General features: G+C 41.8%; 17 protein-coding genes and 1 pseudogene. 13 read left to right on the top strand and 5 right to left on the bottom strand.

Annotation, left to right across the window (positions count from 1 at the left end; all coding sequences use genetic code 11):
• Positions 1-7: 7 nt before the first annotated feature.
• Positions 8-895, bottom strand: a complete 888-nt coding sequence (locus tag ACNO7B_RS09225) for a tyrosine-protein phosphatase (protein WP_417901440.1) — start codon at positions 893-895, stop codon at positions 8-10.
• A 90-nt stretch (positions 896-985) separates the two neighbouring features.
• Here ACNO7B_RS09225 and ACNO7B_RS09230 point away from each other — a divergent pair, with 90 nt between their 5' ends.
• Both ACNO7B_RS09230 and ACNO7B_RS09235 read left to right on the top strand, forming a co-directional pair.
• The gene (locus ACNO7B_RS09230) at positions 986-1,738 is read left to right on the top strand and encodes a DeoR/GlpR family DNA-binding transcription regulator (protein WP_060832382.1); all 753 of its coding nucleotides are present in this window, start codon (positions 986-988) and stop codon (positions 1,736-1,738) included.
• A 122-nt stretch (positions 1,739-1,860) separates the two neighbouring features.
• Entirely contained in the window at positions 1,861-2,250 is a 390-nt protein-coding gene (locus tag ACNO7B_RS09235) for a tautomerase family protein (protein WP_008346632.1), read from the top strand.
• A 34-nt stretch (positions 2,251-2,284) separates the two neighbouring features.
• Here the strand turns inward: ACNO7B_RS09235 and ACNO7B_RS09240 are convergent, their stop codons facing one another.
• Positions 2,285-2,839: a hypothetical protein gene (locus tag ACNO7B_RS09240; RefSeq protein WP_056703144.1), complete on the bottom strand. Its 555-nt coding sequence runs from the start codon at positions 2,837-2,839 to the stop codon at positions 2,285-2,287.
• A 124-nt stretch (positions 2,840-2,963) separates the two neighbouring features.
• Here ACNO7B_RS09240 and ACNO7B_RS09245 point away from each other — a divergent pair, with 124 nt between their 5' ends.
• The 6 genes from ACNO7B_RS09245 to ACNO7B_RS09270 all read left to right on the top strand — a co-directional run bounded on the left by ACNO7B_RS09245 (position 2,964) and on the right by ACNO7B_RS09270 (position 10,700).
• Positions 2,964-4,097: a CdaR family transcriptional regulator gene (locus tag ACNO7B_RS09245; RefSeq protein ID WP_411239334.1), complete on the top strand. Its 1,134-nt coding sequence runs from the start codon at positions 2,964-2,966 to the stop codon at positions 4,095-4,097.
• A 77-nt stretch (positions 4,098-4,174) separates the two neighbouring features.
• Positions 4,175-5,584, top strand: coding sequence for a glycolate oxidase subunit GlcD (gene glcD / locus ACNO7B_RS09250; protein ID WP_417901441.1), 1,410 nt, complete (start codon positions 4,175-4,177; stop codon positions 5,582-5,584).
• Positions 5,581-6,921: a (Fe-S)-binding protein gene (locus ACNO7B_RS09255; RefSeq protein WP_046343725.1), complete on the top strand. Its 1,341-nt coding sequence runs from the start codon at positions 5,581-5,583 to the stop codon at positions 6,919-6,921. Before glcD ends, ACNO7B_RS09255 begins: the two co-directional genes overlap by 4 nt.
• Positions 6,922-7,002: 81 nt before the next feature.
• Positions 7,003-8,490, top strand: coding sequence for a spore germination protein (locus tag ACNO7B_RS09260; RefSeq protein ID WP_417901442.1), 1,488 nt, complete (start codon positions 7,003-7,005; stop codon positions 8,488-8,490).
• A 12-nt stretch (positions 8,491-8,502) separates the two neighbouring features.
• Positions 8,503-9,603, top strand: coding sequence for a GerAB/ArcD/ProY family transporter (locus ACNO7B_RS09265; protein ID WP_007499199.1), 1,101 nt, complete (start codon positions 8,503-8,505; stop codon positions 9,601-9,603).
• Positions 9,600-10,700, top strand: coding sequence for a Ger(x)C family spore germination protein (locus tag ACNO7B_RS09270; RefSeq protein ID WP_235621734.1), 1,101 nt, complete (start codon positions 9,600-9,602; stop codon positions 10,698-10,700). The genes ACNO7B_RS09265 and ACNO7B_RS09270 overlap by 4 nt, the downstream gene beginning before the upstream one ends.
• Before the next feature lie 43 nt (positions 10,701-10,743).
• Here ACNO7B_RS09270 and ACNO7B_RS09275 read toward each other — a convergent pair whose 3' ends face one another.
• Complete coding sequence (locus ACNO7B_RS09275; protein WP_017367401.1) at positions 10,744-10,974, bottom strand: excisionase family DNA-binding protein; 231 nt, start codon at positions 10,972-10,974, stop codon at positions 10,744-10,746.
• A gap of 167 nt (positions 10,975-11,141) precedes the next feature.
• Here ACNO7B_RS09275 and ACNO7B_RS09280 point away from each other — a divergent pair, with 167 nt between their 5' ends.
• Genes ACNO7B_RS09280 through ACNO7B_RS09290 form a run of 3 tightly spaced genes read left to right on the top strand, consistent with a single transcriptional unit; the run spans position 11,142 to position 13,106 of the window.
• Positions 11,142-11,564 (top strand): GtrA family protein, encoded by a 423-nt coding sequence (locus ACNO7B_RS09280; protein ID WP_417901443.1) that lies wholly within the window; start codon positions 11,142-11,144, stop codon positions 11,562-11,564.
• Positions 11,565-11,568: 4 nt separating this feature from the next.
• Positions 11,569-12,450: a UTP--glucose-1-phosphate uridylyltransferase GalU gene (galU, locus tag ACNO7B_RS09285; protein ID WP_017367402.1), complete on the top strand. Its 882-nt coding sequence runs from the start codon at positions 11,569-11,571 to the stop codon at positions 12,448-12,450.
• Between the two features lie 53 nt (positions 12,451-12,503).
• Positions 12,504-13,106: a DedA family protein gene (locus tag ACNO7B_RS09290; RefSeq protein WP_417901444.1), complete on the top strand. Its 603-nt coding sequence runs from the start codon at positions 12,504-12,506 to the stop codon at positions 13,104-13,106.
• A gap of 39 nt (positions 13,107-13,145) precedes the next feature.
• Here ACNO7B_RS09290 and ACNO7B_RS09295 read toward each other — a convergent pair whose 3' ends face one another.
• A complete protein-coding gene (locus ACNO7B_RS09295; protein ID WP_057079445.1) occupies positions 13,146-13,967 on the bottom strand; it encodes a uroporphyrinogen-III synthase in 822 nt (273 codons plus the stop codon).
• A 148-nt stretch (positions 13,968-14,115) separates the two neighbouring features.
• On the opposite strand from ACNO7B_RS09295, the gene ACNO7B_RS09300 reads away from it, so the two are divergent.
• Positions 14,116-14,736 (top strand): acetate uptake transporter, encoded by a 621-nt coding sequence (locus ACNO7B_RS09300; protein WP_007499188.1) that lies wholly within the window; start codon positions 14,116-14,118, stop codon positions 14,734-14,736.
• Between the two features lie 38 nt (positions 14,737-14,774).
• Here the strand turns inward: ACNO7B_RS09300 and ACNO7B_RS09305 are convergent, their stop codons facing one another.
• Positions 14,775-15,794 (bottom strand): LLM class flavin-dependent oxidoreductase, encoded by a 1,020-nt coding sequence (locus ACNO7B_RS09305; RefSeq protein WP_026050100.1) that lies wholly within the window; start codon positions 15,792-15,794, stop codon positions 14,775-14,777.
• 382 nt (positions 15,795-16,176) lie between these two features.
• Between ACNO7B_RS09305 and ACNO7B_RS09310 the strand changes: the two are divergent.
• Positions 16,177-16,648 (top strand): annotated as a pseudogene (locus ACNO7B_RS09310) (hypothetical protein); the annotation flags it as partial.

The following is a 16,648-nucleotide window of genomic DNA, read 5'->3' on the forward strand; positions in this document are numbered from 1 at the left end:
ATTAAGTTTATTCTGCGTTTTGTGATGGAATGCCAGCAGATGGTGTAAGCAAGATGTTTTTCATTTTAAGCAGCTGAGCTTTCGGGACGTCGCAGGCTTCTAGTAAATACCGCTCTGCACTTCCGTATGTATCCATCATCTCATTCAGTACATCTTCAAGATAATCTTGCTGCACACCAAGCAGGGGTTGAATTTGTTCTTTTGACACCCGATATAAACTCATCATGCGAACAAATCGTTCTTGTCTTTTCACTAGCATTTTCACGCCTTCATTGGAACGCATGTATTCACTTAAAACGGTATGCACCGGCACACCCGCTGCTAATTGAATAAGAGCAGATAAAAAGCCTGTACGGTCCTTTCCGCTTGTACAGTGAAGCATAAGTGGATAATTTTTTTCATCTGACAGTAATGTAAACAATTGCTGAATCTCTTTTTTTCGCTCATAGAGCATGCTTTGATATACATCTTTCATGATCGGTGTAAAGGATAGAGATTTTCCTTCTGCTATCAGCATACGAAACATGGTCCATTTGCTAGGCATCATGCTGTCAGGCTGCATAGGGATATGAACAATTTTGTCATGTTCCATGATCTTTGGCGGGTGTGATTTTCGTTCTGAGCTTGTACGCAGGTCACAAATCGTTTGAATTCCAAGTGTTGAGAACGTCAATATGTCTTGCTTCGTGAGACTTGATAAATCGGCAGATCGATAAATCATTCCTTGTTTGATGACCATCTGATCCGTTGTTTGGAGTCCCCCTACCTCTCTAAAATTTGCTAGCTTTGAAAATTGTATGTTGTGCTCATTCATAGAAGTGAAAATCCTTTCTATCCTCTTTTCTCTATCATACGCTTTTATGAAAAATGAGAAAAGATAAGAGAAAAAGATCATTCGATTCTCGCATGTTGATCAGTGACATCTTTTACGTGGAATTATTGTTATAATAGAATCAGCATATTCGTATTGATTGGAGATTGTAGCATGATAAAAACAAAACGTATTCAGCAAATAAAAGAGTATGTATTTGACCGGGAATCTGCCTCTCTTGATGAGCTTGTGACGCATTTTGGCGTCTCAAAAAACACCATACGCCGAGATGTACAAGCATTGGTAGAATCCGGCGTGCTAAAGAAAGTGTACGGCGGCGTCGCTGTGAACCACTCAACGTTGGTGGTGTATCAGGAGCGAAAGACTCGTCAGCTGAGTAAAAAACAAATGATCGGACAGGCTGCCGCCGCTTTTGTTGAACATGGTGATATGATTTTTGTTGATTCTGGTACAACGACACTGGAGATGCTTCCCTATTTGAAGGAGAAACAGATTACCGTTGTGACAAATAACGTGGATTTCATTACACAGGCTATGCCTTATGAACACCTCACCATCTTTTCAACCGGGGGTATGCTAGAGCGAAAGACAAATTCTTTCGTTGGCTATCAAAGTGTTGAGCGTCTCAAAGCATACAATGTCAATAAAGCATTTATTGCATCAACTGGTTTATCCATTGATCATGGCGTCACGAATTCCTCCCCGCTTGAGACAGATATTAAAAAAACGCTCGTTGAAAAAAACGCCAAAACCTTTTTATTAGTCGATGATAGTAAGTTTGACCATTATGCCTTGACCACGTTTTGTGACTTAAAAGACATAGACATCGTCGTGACGAATGAACAACCAAATGAAGATTACCTTCAATATGGAAAAGAGCATGATGTGAAATTTGTCACGCCTTAGTCCAGAGCGAAAAAGCCAAGCGTCAATGTTTTGGCTTTTTTCTTATGTCGCAAAAGAGTGAAACGGCGAAGTGTTGGTTACATTATGATTGTATATTAAACACATATTTGGAGGTTGACCTGATGCCGTTGTTACGATTTGACGTGATAGAAGGCCGTTCAAAAGAGGAATTAAAAAAACTGCTGGACACTTGCCATGAAGCAATGGTTGATGCCTTTGGGGTACCTGAACGAGATCGCTATCAAATTGTTCATCAGCACCGCCCTGAAGAGATGATGATTGAGGACACTGGGCTTGGTTATCCGAGAACAAAGGATCTGGTTGTCATTAGTGTTGTCAGTAAACAGCGGACGAAAGAGCAAAAGGAACAGCTTTATGCACAAATCGCAGAACGTATAGAAAAAGAATGCGGGGTTGCCAAGACGGATGTGATGATCTCCATCGTGGAAAATGGAGACGCCGATTGGAGCTTCGGGATGGGTGAGGCTCAATTTATAAGAGGATGGCTCTAAAAAAACGGCTCAGGAATGTGAGCCGTTTTTTGATTCATTCATTTTCAAGCTGTATGAGCAAGTTGAATAAATAGCGGTACACTGCTGAGATCACACCAATCAAAGGTGTATCTTCTTTGATGTCCTCTAGTTCAAGAAGCGGAATGTTGATATCAAATAACCCGTCTTGTCCATTAAATTGAAGCTGAGCACCATTTAATGTTGAGAGCATCTCTTTTAGTAATCCAGTATCTTTTTTAGGACGCTTCAATCCGAATAACACGGTATACGTCTGAAATACTTCATCCCATTCTATGGCAAGTCCGTCGGCTCTCACCACATCAAACCACTTCGACTCGATATAAATGAATTCTTTTTGTTGTTTTTTTACGTATGTAAGAGGTGTATTTAAAAAGGAAGCATTTTCTGTTTGAATCATTTCCTCCGATTCCTTGTCTACACGTTCTATATAAACATCAGCAAAGCGTGCTTCTTCTGTCATTTTTGCCCCTTCTAGCGGCCAATTTTGACTTGCGGCTTTGTTATATTCAAAGTCGGTGAGCGCCTGCCCTTCTTTCAGTAAATCTTGTAAGCGGTTTTGCAGTGACATGGCTGTGTCTCCTTTCATCTACTTCATATGCGTTTTTATTTTAGCATAACACATGAAAAGAAAGATATGCCTGAGCATATGATGGTATGATAGTGGAAAAAGAAACATCTCGGAGGGGACCGTTTTGCTCACAATGACACTGGCAGAAAAAATCGTAGATGAGGTCAAAAAGGTACTGACGGAAGAAATCATCATCACACAAACAAACGGTACCATTATTGCTGCAACAGATCCAGCACGCATTGGTCAATTTCATGAAGGTGCATATGTCACATCCTTAGAAGGGCAGAAACGAATTCTCACAAAGGATGATGTGCTGCAGATGAAAGGCGTCAAAGCCGGTATCAATCTGCCTATTTATTTTAAACAAGAAGTCATTGGGGTCATTGGAATGACAGGTGATCCTAGGCATGTCTCCCCTTTTGGCGACATTTTACGTAAAATGACGGAGCTGCTCATTCAAGAACATGAATTTTTTCAAGAAACGGAAACAGATGAACGGCAGCTTGAAGCCTTTGTGTTCGACTGGCTTCATCTGCCAGAGACAGCGGTTGATATGACCGAGAAGGCGCAGCGGCTTGGCCTTGATGTCAACAAGCAGCGTGTCGCTATTCTCATTGATTGTCAAGACGAATCGTTTATGAAGCAGGATCAATACAAACTGATGAAGGACAAATTGCAACTCACCAATCAGGAGATCATTGTGCGCTGGGGGCATGCACGTTTTTTGCTCATGCTACAAGCCACACCAGATGGTCGAGAAACATGGCACAAGCGCTTGTTCCATATTCATGCTGCGCTCGCAGCGCTGTCACCATCGAGGATTTTAATGGGGGCAGGAAAACCAGCAGCTACTCATGTCATGAAGCAGTCCTTTCATCAAGCGTTTCGCGCTTTAAAATTGGCGCATGCTGAAACACCCATTGTGTTTGATGAAGATTTGACGCTTGAACTTTTTATGGAGGAAATCAGTCAGGAAACAAAAGATGCGTTTCTTGATCGAACGATTGCGTCCCTTTTCCCCTATCCTGAACTAGTGAAAACTTTGCGGGTACTCATCGCTTCGGATTACTCATTGAAACATACAGCGGAAGCCATGCATGTCCATATTAATACACTTCATTACCGATTAAAACGGATCCAGGATTTAACCACACTTGATCCAAAGCGCATGCAAGATGCGATGCTTTTTTATTTGGCCTTGCTGCTTTTAGATCATGATACAAAAAATACGATAAAACAGCCTGATATTTTGTAGAATCGTCCATAGTCATGTGACGGTTCTTTTTTTATACTGGTAGAAACGAGACGTTAAATGAGCGGGAGTGATTGTATATGCTGGATTCAGAATTTTCAAATCAATTAAAAGAGATTGTCGGTACGTCCTATGTTCAAGACAGCAAGGCAGATCGTCTTGCCTACTCTTATGATGCGACACCAAATTTTCAACAGATGCCAGATGCCATCGTGACACCTCGCACAGCAGAAGAAGTGCAGCAAATTGTGAAACTGTGCGCCTCTTACAAAGTGCCGATCGTCCCAAGAGGCTCAGGGACGAATCTGTGCGCAGGAACATGCCCTACTCAGGGCGGATTGGTAATTCTCTTTACTAGAATGAATCAATTATTAGAAATAGACGAAGAAAATTTAACCGCAACGGTGCAGCCTGGCTTAATTACGCAGGAATTGATTCATCAAGTAGAGGAAAAAGGTCTCTTCTACCCGCCAGACCCAAGCTCTATGAAAATTTCCACATTAGGCGGCAATATTAACGAAAATTCAGGGGGGCTGCGGGGGTTAAAGTATGGAGTGACAAGGGATTATGTCCTTGGGCTTGAAGTGGTTTTGCCAAATGGTGACATCATCAAAACAGGCGGAAAGCTTGCAAAAGATGTCGCTGGATATGATATGACTCGATTGTTCGTTGGTTCAGAAGGAACACTCGGGATTGTCACAGAAGCGGTGCTAAAGCTCCTGCCGCTTCCAGAAACGAAACAAACAATGCTTTGTTTATACGAAAGCCTTGAAGAAGCTGCGACTTCTGTATCGGCCATCATTGCTGAGCGTATCATTCCTGCTACATTAGAATTTATGGATCAGCCGACCCTTGAAGTCGTTGAAGATTTTGCAAACATCGGCCTGCCTACTGACGTTCAAGCTGTGTTATTAATTGAACAGGACGGCAACCCTGAAGCTGTTTCTCGTGATATCCAAAAAATCGCAGAAGTCTGTGAGCAACACGGGGCTACAAGCGTCAAGATTGCACATTCAGAAGAAGAGGCAAGTGCTCTCTTAACAGCGAGACGCTCTGCTTTATCTGCCCTCGCTCGATTAAGTCCTACAACGATTTTAGAAGATGCTACCGTTCCCCGGTCTGAAATTGCCAATATGGTTCGTGCAATTGAAGACATTGCACGAAAGTACGAGGTGAACATTTGTACGTTTGGTCATGCCGGTGATGGCAACTTACACCCCACTTGTGCGACAGATGCAAGAAATGAAGAAGAAATGAAACGGGTAGAAGCTGCTTTTCAGGCCATTTTTGAAAAAGCCGTTGCCCTTGGCGGCACGATTACAGGCGAACATGGCGTGGGTCTTATGAAAGCGCCCTATTTGGAGCTGAAGGTCAAAAAAGAAGGAATCGCTGCAATGAAGGCGATTAAACAGGCACTTGACCCTGCACATATCATGAACCCAGATAAAGTGTTTGGAAAAGCCTCAAGAAAGCGAGTGGTGGTCTCATGAGTTCTTCTTCTAAGCAAAAAGAGATCCAGCAGCAGTTTCAGGAGCAAATGGATGAAAAGGAGCTGCTTAATTGCATGCGCTGCGGATTCTGCCTCCCTTCCTGCCCTACCTATATTGAATCTGGACAACAAGAAACGCACTCCCCTCGGGGCCGAATTGCGTTAATGAAAGCTGTAAGAGATGGTGTCATTGAGCCAGATGAAGATGTTGAACATTCCCTTAATCTTTGTCTTGGCTGCCGTGCATGTGAACCAGTCTGCCCTTCTGGCGTCAAGTATGGACAGCTGCTAGAAGATGCAAGAGATATTATTCAACAACATAAAAAACAATCGTTTCCCGTCAAATTGATGAGACGTGTTGTGTTTAAAGGTCTCTTTCCATCACAAAGTCGTATGCGACAAGCTGCTAGTTTCCTTCGATTTTATCAAACATCTGGTCTGCAAACAGCCGCCAGGAAGACTCGCATACTGAAGGTGCTTCCCTCCCATTTACAGTTGATGGAACAGGCACTTCCAAAGGTGCCGCCTCAAAAGAAAAAACGTTTGAATGAATATAAAGCCATTGGTCAGGCAAAAAAACGGGTGGCGTTTTTTACTGGCTGTTTAATGGATACAGTTTTCTCAAACACAAACAAAGCGACCATTCATCTCTTGCAGCTGGCAGGCTGCGATGTGATCGTTCCTCCTATACAAACGTGCTGCGGCGCGCTACATGGTCATAGCGGAGAAAAAGACCAAGCAAAACAGTTAGCCAAGCGGAATATTGAAGCATTCGAGGAAACAGATGCTGATGCGATTGTCATGAACGCGGGCGGCTGTGGCGCCTTTTTAAGCGATTACGGTCATTTGCTTCAGGATGATCCAGATTTTCAAAAACGAAGTAAAGCCTTCTCACAGAAAATAACCGATATATCAAGTATCCTTGTAGAGCTGGAGTTTCACCGCCACGTGCCACTGGCTTTGCCAGCGCAAGTGATCACCTATCAAGACTCCTGTCATTTACGAAATGGGATGAATGTACAACAGGCGCCGAGGGTGCTCATGAAAGCCATTCAAGGGGTAACGTTTAAAGAAATGAAAGATGCCGGCCGCTGCTGCGGATCTGCAGGAATCTACAATATCTTGCAGCCAGACATGTCGATGCAAATTTTAGATCATAAAATGACGGAAGCGAGCAACACAGCTGCAGCTGCCATTGTGACGTCGAATCCAGGCTGTCAATTACAAATGGCAGCTGGCGTCAAAAAGGCAGGACATATGCCTAGCATGAGAGCGATTCATCTGGCAGACTTTTTATTAGAAGCCGTTCAATATGGAAAAAAAGCGTCCAGTTCATGATGAAGCTGAACGCTTTTTTTATGCATATCTTCAGAAGATCGGTTGGATAATAGAGGCAAATCACGGAAGGAGATGGTTCAAGTGCTGAAGAAAAACAAATCAAAACAGAAAGACCCGAATTCAGTATTTGAAGCATTATCGCGCTCTTCTGATTTTATCAATGAATTATCAAGTTCCGGAGGTTTTCTTTACAGAATTTCTTTTTTTCGTTCTTTAATTAATGGAAATCTCCTTCATGAACAAATCTTGCCTTTTATTCAGCAATTGCATCTAACCCCCACCCTTGAAGAGCTGAAAGAACACATCCCAATTGAACAAGCTGTGATTACGAGGGACCTTCAAAAAGTGGAAGAAGCTCTTCATCGAGGCAGTATTGCTGTTCGAATTGAGACAGACTGGGGCAAAGCGCTCCTTTTGCCGATTGAAGAAAAGAAAGGCAGACAAGTGAGCCAACCTGAGATTGAATTCGGGATTATCAGTGCGCAGGAAGCCTTTGTGGAAGGGCTGGACACAAACTTAAACTTGCTCAGACGCAGGCTGCCCACTCCTGACCTTAAAGTAGTTGAACACACAGTCGGTACCCTTTCTCTAACGAAAGTAGCCGTTGTATACATAGAGAATATCGCCAACCCGCAGAACATTGAAACCGTTCTTCAGCGGATTCAAGATGTTGACTATGACCAAATTCTAGATTCTAACTATCTTGCGCAAATGCTTTATGATGTGTCCAATACAATCTTTCCATTGTTTTTAAATACAGAACGGCCAGACAGGGTTTCCTCAGGTTTAACGGAAGGAAAAATAGCCATTATGGTTGACGGTTCGCCTCATACCCTGCTTGCACCTACAATTTTACTCGAGTATTTTTCTACAATGGAAGACTATAACATGTCTTGGATCGCAGCATCTTCCTTTCGGCTGTTACGCATTTTTGCAGTGATATTTTCTATTTTTGCAACCCCTTTGTATGTAGCAGTTTTAACGTTTCACTATGAACTGATTCCTAAGGACTTATTAGAAACGATTGTCGCATCACGCTATCTCGTGCCCTTTCCGCCTATTATTGAAGCATTATTTTTAGAGATATCGATTGAGCTACTTAGGGAAGCCGGGTCTCGCCTTCCTGCAAAAGTCGGACAGACGCTCGGGATTGTTGGAGGTATTGTGATCGGACAGGCTGCGGTTGCAGCGGGATTAACAAGTAATATTTTGCTCATTATTGTCGCATTATCAGCTCTTGCCTCTTTTGTCACTCCTATTTATAAAATGGGGACAACCATTCGTCTCTTACGTTTCCCATTTCTTTTTGCTGCACAAGTGTGGGGAGCGCTAGGGATTTCGCTAATGGGGGCTTTTCTTCTTACACATTTAATGAAATTAACGTCTATAGGCCAGCCTTACTTAGAGCCAATCTTTCCACTTCGATTGGCCGATTTAAAAGGTAGTTTGATTCGGCCCCAACTCCGCTTTTTGAAAAAACGTCCAGAAAATTTACGGCCGCAAAATGAAACGATACACCGCCAAAAGCCAAAGCAAGGCCGTAAGGGGAAAAATGATTTTTATGAATAAGGAAGTGAAGGCATGAGCTCTTCTTCTGTGAAAGAAAAATTTCAAGTATCCCCTTTTTTTGTGTTTTTTCTGATCAATGCCAATCAAGTTGGTGTTGGTATTTTAAATTTCCAGACGAATCTGGTCCGGACGATTAATAATGATGGGTGGATCGCCATTTTAATTGCTGGTGCAAGCGTCAATTTGATGATCTTCCTCATTTACTTTTTGTTTAAAAAAGCACCTACTGACGAATTTAGTGACATTACGCAATCTGTGTTTGGTAAATGGCTTGGACAATTCATCAACATTCTCTACATTTTGTATTTTTCTTCATTATCTTTGATTGTGCTTGTTCATTATATGGATGTAATCCATGTTTGGCTGTTTAAAGAAATTCCCGGTCTTCTATTTGCATCAGTGCTGCTCATCCTCGTCTATTACATTCACACAGGCGGATTTAGAACAATCGCTGGCTGGGCATTCTTTAGCATTGTCCTAACGTACTGGATGACCTTTATCTGCTTTTATGTCATGAAATATAGTCACATCCGCTTTATGTTCCCCATGTTTGATCATTCATTTTCACAACTCATGATGGGGGTCAAAGATGCCTCTTTATCCATGTTTGGTTTTGGAACATTGCTTGTCTATTATCCCTTTATTAAAAAAGCACAAACGTCGCAAAAATTTGCACATATGGGAGTGTTGCTGACTACATGCCTGAATTTGCTTGTATTTCTCGTCTCTATAGCGTACTACTCAAGTGCTCAGCTCGAACTAACGAAATGGCCAACATTGACATTAACCAGCATTGTCAAACTTCCGTTTATCCAGCGCTTTGAATTTATTGAAGTGTCCCTATGGCTTTTGCTTATCGTTCCAAATATCGCCATTCCATTATGGGCAGCCAGTAGAATGGCAAAACAAGTGTTTCACACGAGCCAACGCATGACGTTAATTGTTCTCAGCCTTCTCATTCTCGTCATGTTTTCATTTTTGATCGAGGCCACCTCTTTTGAGACGTTTAATAAATGGGTGGAATATAGCGGATATATCCTCATATATGGATTGACTGGATGTATGATCATTGGGCTGCTGCTGAAAAAAAGGTGGGTGAAAAAACGCGCATGAAACATTATATTCTCGTGTGTCTCATGTTATTGAGCCTTTTCTTAACGAGCTGTGCACAGCCTCGTCTCTTAGATGAATTAAGTATCTCGCAGGCAGCGGGATTTGACTTATTGGATGATGGAGAAATGAAGGGCTTCTTTGTTTTCCCTGTTTTTAAAAGCGAAGAACAAGGCAGTTACCAAATTGTAAGTGCTAAGTCAAATACCATTAGTAATATTCAGTTTCTTGTGTCGGAAAAATCGCCTTTCCCCGTTGTCATGGGACAAGTACTCGTGATTTTAATAAGTGAAAAGCTGGCGAAAGAAGTGGGTATGATTGATTTGATGAATTACATTTATCGTGATCCGATCATTGGGTCCCGTCAAGTATTTGCCATAGTAGGCGGAGAAGTTGAAGATTTGTTGTATACAAAGATGAATCAAACCAACTTAAATATCGGTGTATATCTTTCAGATTTACTGGCTCAAAACATGCGAAACGGCAATCAACCTGTGACCAATCAGCATATTTTTATGAATCAGATGATGGCAAAAGGCGTTGATGCTTATCTCCCTTACATTAAAAATACAAGCAACTCTATTAAAGTGTCAGGTGTCGCTCTTTTTGATCAAGAAAAAATGGTTGGGCATATTCCAGGGGAAGATACGTTTACGTTTAAAGCGATGATTGAAACTCATAAAAATGGGATTTATGAGTTTCGATTTAATGACACAAAGAAAACGCATGTTGTCATTGAAAATATCAAATCACATGTGTCTTATCACATTAAACCAACTGAAAACCTTTCAAAAAAGCCTCATATCACCATTGATATCAAGCTGAAAGGTGAGTTAAAAGAATTTATGAAATCAAAAAAAATCGATACGCCTTCTATCTTGCAGCATGTTGAAAAAGAAGTGGAGGAGCGTGTGGCCCAGCAAGGAAAAGACCTTGTTCAATCCTTTAAAAAGCAAAAAATTGATCCACTCGGACTTGGTTTGAGGTATCGCTCTAAAGATAAAGCCATGACACCAGAAAAATGGCAAAAACTCTACCCTGATACAGATGTTCAAGTGAATTGTCATATGAACATTGTCCAAACGGGTGTCAGCCAATAAAAAAGACTGTATGAAAAGGTTCTCCCTTCTCGTACAGTCTTTTTTAATCTTCATCTTTTACGTCCGGGTCCTCAGGGATTGGTTCATTTAAGATGTCTTGAATGAGCTCTTTATATTGTTCTAGCTGTTTCATATGGGTTTGAAACTGCCCTTGATAAATGAGATACGATTTCCCGTCAAATACGTAACGAATCTTTTTTTGCTGGATTAATTTTTCAACATATGCTTCTGATACTTCTAAGTATTCAGCTGTTTCTCCAATTGTTAAATACATGCATGTGCACCACCGTTCGTTTCATCTTACAAATTATATCACGAGCTGGTGAAAAAACAGATATCGCTTGTTCATGTTTTTTTCATCTTTTCTTCACTGATTCGTCAACTCGCTTTTGTACAGTATTCATACACCCACTCAAACACTAGGAGGTGATGATCCTTCGCATGACAAAGAAAAATATTCGGACCTATGCCGCATTTTTAACTGTAGGCGCTAGCAATACGATGATTGACTTTCTGTTCTTCTTTTTTTTAACTGCTTGCTTTGTCCCCTCTTTTCTTGCACAGTGCCTGTCCTATACCGCAGGAATGCTGAACAGTTATGTTTGGAATCGAAAATGGACGTTCCAAGTGAAAAAGAAAGCGGACAAGTGGGAATGGATCAAGTGGGCCACAGTCAACGGCGCAGCGTGCCTTCTCACCTATGTTGTCTTATATGTCATGCAGCAAGCAGGTTTCTCATTATTCATTAGTAAAGCGATTGGTACCCTTCTTGGCATGATGATCACTTTTACTGGAAGCCGCCTATGGGTGTTTCCATCAGAAAATAAACCATCAGAAAATAAACCATCAGAAATGGAGCGATGATTCAATGAATATCAAAAAAGCCGTTATACCAGCAGCTGGATTAGGCACACGTTTTTTACCCGCAACGAAAGCACAGCCAAAGGAAATGCTGCCGATTATCGACAAACCCGCCATTCAATACATAGTTGAGGAGGCTGTTCAATCAGGCATTGAAGATATACTAATTATCACAGGAAGAAATAAAAAATCGATTGAAGACCACTTTGACCGTTCGATTGAGCTAGAACACACGTTGCTTGAAAAAGGAAAAAATGAACAGCTGGCTGAAATCAAACATATTGCGGATATGGCCAATATTCATTATATTCGTCAAAAGGAGCCCTTAGGTCTTGGACATGCGGTATTATGTGCACGTCATTTTACTGGCAATGATCCTTTTGCGGTCCTTTTAGGTGATGATGTCATGGTGTCAGAAAGACCTGCACTTTCTCAGCTCATGGAAGTCTTTGAAGACAAACAAAGAGAGGTCATTGGCGTCCAGCAAGTGGATCGTCTAGATGTCAGTAAGTATGGTATGATAAGACCAGCTAGAGTAGACGGTCAAGTGTTTGAAGTCACAGACTTAGTGGAAAAGCCAGCTATTCATGAAGCTCCTTCCGATTTTGCCGTGATGGGCAGGTATTTGTTAACACCATCGATTTTTCCTATTCTTCAAGGAATCGAGAGAGGTGCCGGGAACGAAATCCAGCTGACAGATGCCCTGAAAATCATTGCACATGAATCACCCATTTATGCAAAACAATTAGATGGGATGAGATTTGACGTTGGTGATAAGCTGGGCTCATTTAAGGCAGCGGCTGAAATTGGATTGATGCGTCATGATATGCGGACAGCCATGCTAGCATATATGCAAAGCATACTCATGAGAGAAGCAAAACAAGCATAGGCTCTTATAAGGATGCTTGAAGAAAATTCGTATTTAAAGGCAGAGTGAAATGAATGGGAACCTTGTTTAATGAAATTTTAACCTGGCTGACAAGCCTTGGTTACGCAGGTGTTGCACTTGGACTGATGATTGAAATTATCCCGAGTGAAATTGTACTTGCCTACGGCGGATATATGGTGTCAACAGGCAGCATAGGATTTGTTGGAGCCGTCATCGCTGGGGTGATTGGAGGAACACTTGCCCAGTGCTTTATTTACTGGATCGGCCTTTACGGCGGAAGACCTTTTTTAACAAAGTATGGGAAGTATTTATTCATCCATGAGCATCATATTGCCACGGCAGAACGCTGGTTTGACCGATATGGAACTGGTGTCGTATTTACAGCTCGTTTTATCCCAGTCGTGCGCCACGCGATCTCAATTCCAGCTGGTATTGCACAGATGCCATTTCTCAAATTTGTTCTTTTGACCGGATTAGCCGCCATCCCTTGGTCCATCCTATTTATTTACCTTGGAATGCAGCTTGGGTCAAAATGGGACCACATTCAAAGTGTCGCTCACACGTATACAACACCAATTATGGTCATTGCCATCGTTCTCATCGTACTGTATTTCGTTTTGAAAAAAATTCGCACAAATCGAAAACGGACAATCTAACAAAAACGCCTTTCACTCGTCATGTGAAAGGCGTTTTTTCTATGCGTGCGTCGATTGTTTTTTCATATATTGAGATAATTCCATAATCATTGCACCCATTCTTTCAAGTGAAGGGGCTAGAATGCGGCTTATCCCCTCTTCTTTTAATGCTTCAGCTGTGACTTTTCCAACAGCTACAGCTAATACATGCTGCTCGAATAGATGTTGCAGTTCTTCTTTTTTGCCCCATTCTTCTGCTAGTTTGAAAAAGGCATGAACCTGAACAGCAGTTGTAAAACAAACGGCATGGACATTCCCTTCTTTCATTTCTTGAAGCAAAGTGTCTGCAGCCTCTGGTTCAGGGGGCGTGTGCTGATAAGGCATGAGCTGCAAAACGTCTGCTCCCTTGTGATGTAAAAAATCAATGAGAGCTGGTGCATTTTCGCCGTGAAGCTGCACCATAACCCGTTTATCTTGAAGTTCTTTGTCTTCTAACTTTGAAATGAGGTCACGAACGGTTCCATCTTCATCAGAAACATCAGGCTGAATGCCGTGTTTTTTTAGAGCCGCAAACGTTTTGTATCCTCTTGAAGCGATATGGGCACTTGATAAAATGTTCATAAATGCTTCTCCAAGCTGCAGCTCTTCCGCACTTTCAATTAATGTGTCTGTGCCGATACCCGTTGTTAAAATGACCCAGTCAGCTCCCTTCTTTACAAAGTTTTCTATGCCTGGCTTCAATTTCTCTTTGGCTAAAAATACAGTGCCCTGAAGAGAACGAATAACAGCTTGTCCTCCTTGCTTTTCAACAAGTGTACGCATTTCTTCTGTTTTTCTTGTTCCGCATATGGCAATGGTCTTTCCAGCTAAGCCTTTACTCATTCTCATCCCTCTTTTTCTATCACATGTATGATGTATTGTATTAAATATAGATTTATTTGGAAGACGTTGCAAGTGTCTACTAAAAAAGAGCTTGACGTTTCTATCGAATTCGAGTATCTTTTGTAAGTGCAAATTGTAGGAGGTCATTATGGAAAAACAGAATGTTCAAGCAATTCGATTATCAATCGCAGACCCAACACCACTTGGTTTGTTTGGTTTAGCAATGGTGACGCTTGTTGCGTCTTCACAAAAACTAGGAATCACAGATGGCACATCTCTTATTTTACCTTGGGCTATCTTCCTTGGAGGAATCGCGCAACTCATCGCGTCCATACAAGATTCAAAGCATCATAATATTTTTGGAGCCACTGCCTTCGGCGCATTCGGTCTTTTTTGGATGGGTGTTGGAACTACTTGGCTCATTCAAGCTGGCGTTTTTGGGAAAACGCTTGCGGGAGCTGCGGACCCAAAACAACTAGGTTTTGCTTTTATTGGTTATTTGATTTTCAGCTTATTTATGACGATCGGTGCAATGGAAACACATAAAGTATTGTTTTTGATTTTCGTCTTTATTGATTTCTTATTCATTGGCCTGTCCCTAAGCTCGTTTGGTGTGATGTACGATGTGACTCATACGATGGCCGGTATTGCAGAATTGATTATTTCTCTTCTTTCATTTTATGGTTCTGCAGCTGTTGTGCTGAATACACATTTTGGTCGTACAGTACTGCCAGTTGGACAACCATTTCGCGTGTTTACTAAAGCATAAATAAAAAAGAACTGCTCTTGGCAGTTCTTTTTTTATTCTTATTTTTCTTGTTCCTCTTGAAATATCTCTGCAATGATTTCATAAGAACGCATTCTTTCTTGATGGTCAAACATATCAGAATTAATCATGACTTCATCTGCTTGAGTTGCTTCAATAAAGGCTTCTAACTCTTTTTTCACCTTTTGTTTATCCCCGATCATCGTCGAACTTAATTGTTCGTCCACCATCGCCTTCTCATATGGACTCCATAACCCATCCATACTTTCAACAGGGGCTTTGAGTTTTCCTGGTGTATTGCGAATGAGGCTCAAAAATCGCTGATAATGAGACGTCGCCAAATATTCAGCCCGCTCTGTTTGATCAGCAGCAAAAACCGTGACACCAACCATCGCATAAGGTTCTTTTAACACATCTGAAGGTTGAAATGACTGTCTGTATAATTCTAAAGCAGGAATGGTATTTTTAGGGGAGAAATGTGCCGCAAAGGCAAATGGCAGTCCCAGTTCTCCTGCAAGCCTTGCACTAAAACCACTTGAACCAAGAAGCCAAATCGGGATATCCAATCCTTCTCCCGGAACGGCTCTTACATGTTTTTTGACCTGACCAGTCGGTTTGAAATATTGCCGAAGTTCTTCAAGCTGCTCAGGGAAATCCTCCCCATTATGAAGATTACGTCTAAGTGCCCTTGCCGTTAACTGATCTGTTCCTGGTGCCCTGCCAAGACCTAAATCAATTCTCCCTGGATACAAAGTCTCCAGTGTTCCAAATTGTTCTGCAATGACGAGTGAAGAATGGTTTGGAAGCATAATCCCCCCAGAACCAACGCGGATCTTTTCAGTCCCTCCAGCAATATATCCAATCAAGACGGATGTTGCTGAACTCGCAACCCCTTCCATATTATGATGCTCCGCAAGCCAATATCTATGGTAGCCCCACTTCTCAGCTTTTTTTGCTAAATCCATACTATGTTCAAATGATTCTTTAATTGTGCCCCCCTCTGTTACAGAGGATAAATTTAACACGGAATATGCTGTGTGTTGTAAAACTGATTGACTCATACATGCTGCCCCATTTCTTTCAAAAATCATACTAGTTTCATTCTTTCAACACCATAACATAAAACGATTTAACTTTTAAATGATTTGATTCGATGAACTTCGAACTAAAAAATATCATTAAGCTCAATTCCGCTTTTTAAATTTCCACATAGAATAAAATATTAACTTTTAGGAGATGGGGAATTTGTATAACCAGTACGATAACAAATGTCCCTTTTGCGGAAAAAATCATGATTGGCAACCTCATTACAGAAAATCTCGTCACGATAGACCTACATTTGATGATTGCCCTCTTCTTAAACGAGAATGTAAAAAGAAAAAAGTTGTTAAACATCACAGCACTTGTGCTAAAGCAAAAGGACGAAAAAAAACAAATAATAAGATTGTAAAAAGAGGTTCTACTGGTGTTACTGGTCCAACCGGTGCGACTGGTGTAACTGGTGATACCGGGCCTACTGGTGCGACTGGTGTAACTGGTGATACTGGCCCTACCGGAGCCACTGGTGTAACTGGAGATACTGGGCCTACTGGTGCCACTGGAGTAACTGGAGATACTGGGCCTACTGGTGCCACTGGTGTAACTGGTGATACTGGCCCTACGGGTGCGACTGGTGTAACTGGTGATACTGGCCCTACGGGTGCGACTGGTGTAACTGGTGATACTGGTCCAACCGGTGCTACTGGTGATACCGGACCTACCGGTGCGACTGGTGCCACTGGTGTAACTGGTGATACTGGTCCAACCGGTGCGACTGGTGTAACTGGTGATACCGGGCCTACTGGTGCCACCGGAGTTACTGGAGATACCGGGCCTACCGGTGTAGGATTAACAGGAATTGAAGCGTTTGATCCGA

It is taken from the genome of Bacillus sp. AK25 (assembly GCF_048270685.1).
GTDB classification, from domain to species: domain Bacteria; phylum Bacillota; class Bacilli; order Bacillales; family Bacillaceae; genus Bacillus; species Bacillus altitudinis.

Bases quoted from the DNA above. Each gene is read 5' to 3' on its own strand.
- ACNO7B_RS09225 (WP_417901440.1), bottom strand. From the start codon at position 895: ATGATCTTTTTCTCTTATCTTTTCTCATTTTTCATAAAAGCGTATGAT.
- ACNO7B_RS09230 (WP_060832382.1), top strand. From the start codon at position 986: ATGATAAAAACAAAACGTATTCAGCAAATAAAAGAGTATGTATTTGAC.
- ACNO7B_RS09235 (WP_008346632.1), top strand. From the start codon at position 1,861: ATGCCGTTGTTACGATTTGACGTGATAGAAGGCCGTTCAAAAGAGGAA.
- ACNO7B_RS09240 (WP_056703144.1), bottom strand. From the start codon at position 2,839: ATGTCACTGCAAAACCGCTTACAAGATTTACTGAAAGAAGGGCAGGCG.
- glcD (WP_417901441.1), top strand. From the start codon at position 4,175: ATGCTGGATTCAGAATTTTCAAATCAATTAAAAGAGATTGTCGGTACG.
- ACNO7B_RS09255 (WP_046343725.1), top strand. From the start codon at position 5,581: ATGAGTTCTTCTTCTAAGCAAAAAGAGATCCAGCAGCAGTTTCAGGAG.
- ACNO7B_RS09265 (WP_007499199.1), top strand. From the start codon at position 8,503: ATGAGCTCTTCTTCTGTGAAAGAAAAATTTCAAGTATCCCCTTTTTTT.
- ACNO7B_RS09270 (WP_235621734.1), top strand. From the start codon at position 9,600: ATGAAACATTATATTCTCGTGTGTCTCATGTTATTGAGCCTTTTCTTA.
- ACNO7B_RS09275 (WP_017367401.1), bottom strand. From the start codon at position 10,974: ATGTATTTAACAATTGGAGAAACAGCTGAATACTTAGAAGTATCAGAA.
- ACNO7B_RS09280 (WP_417901443.1), top strand. From the start codon at position 11,142: ATGACAAAGAAAAATATTCGGACCTATGCCGCATTTTTAACTGTAGGC.
- galU (WP_017367402.1), top strand. From the start codon at position 11,569: ATGAATATCAAAAAAGCCGTTATACCAGCAGCTGGATTAGGCACACGT.
- ACNO7B_RS09290 (WP_417901444.1), top strand. From the start codon at position 12,504: ATGGGAACCTTGTTTAATGAAATTTTAACCTGGCTGACAAGCCTTGGT.
- ACNO7B_RS09295 (WP_057079445.1), bottom strand. From the start codon at position 13,967: ATGAGTAAAGGCTTAGCTGGAAAGACCATTGCCATATGCGGAACAAGA.
- ACNO7B_RS09300 (WP_007499188.1), top strand. From the start codon at position 14,116: ATGGAAAAACAGAATGTTCAAGCAATTCGATTATCAATCGCAGACCCA.
- ACNO7B_RS09305 (WP_026050100.1), bottom strand. From the start codon at position 15,794: ATGAGTCAATCAGTTTTACAACACACAGCATATTCCGTGTTAAATTTA.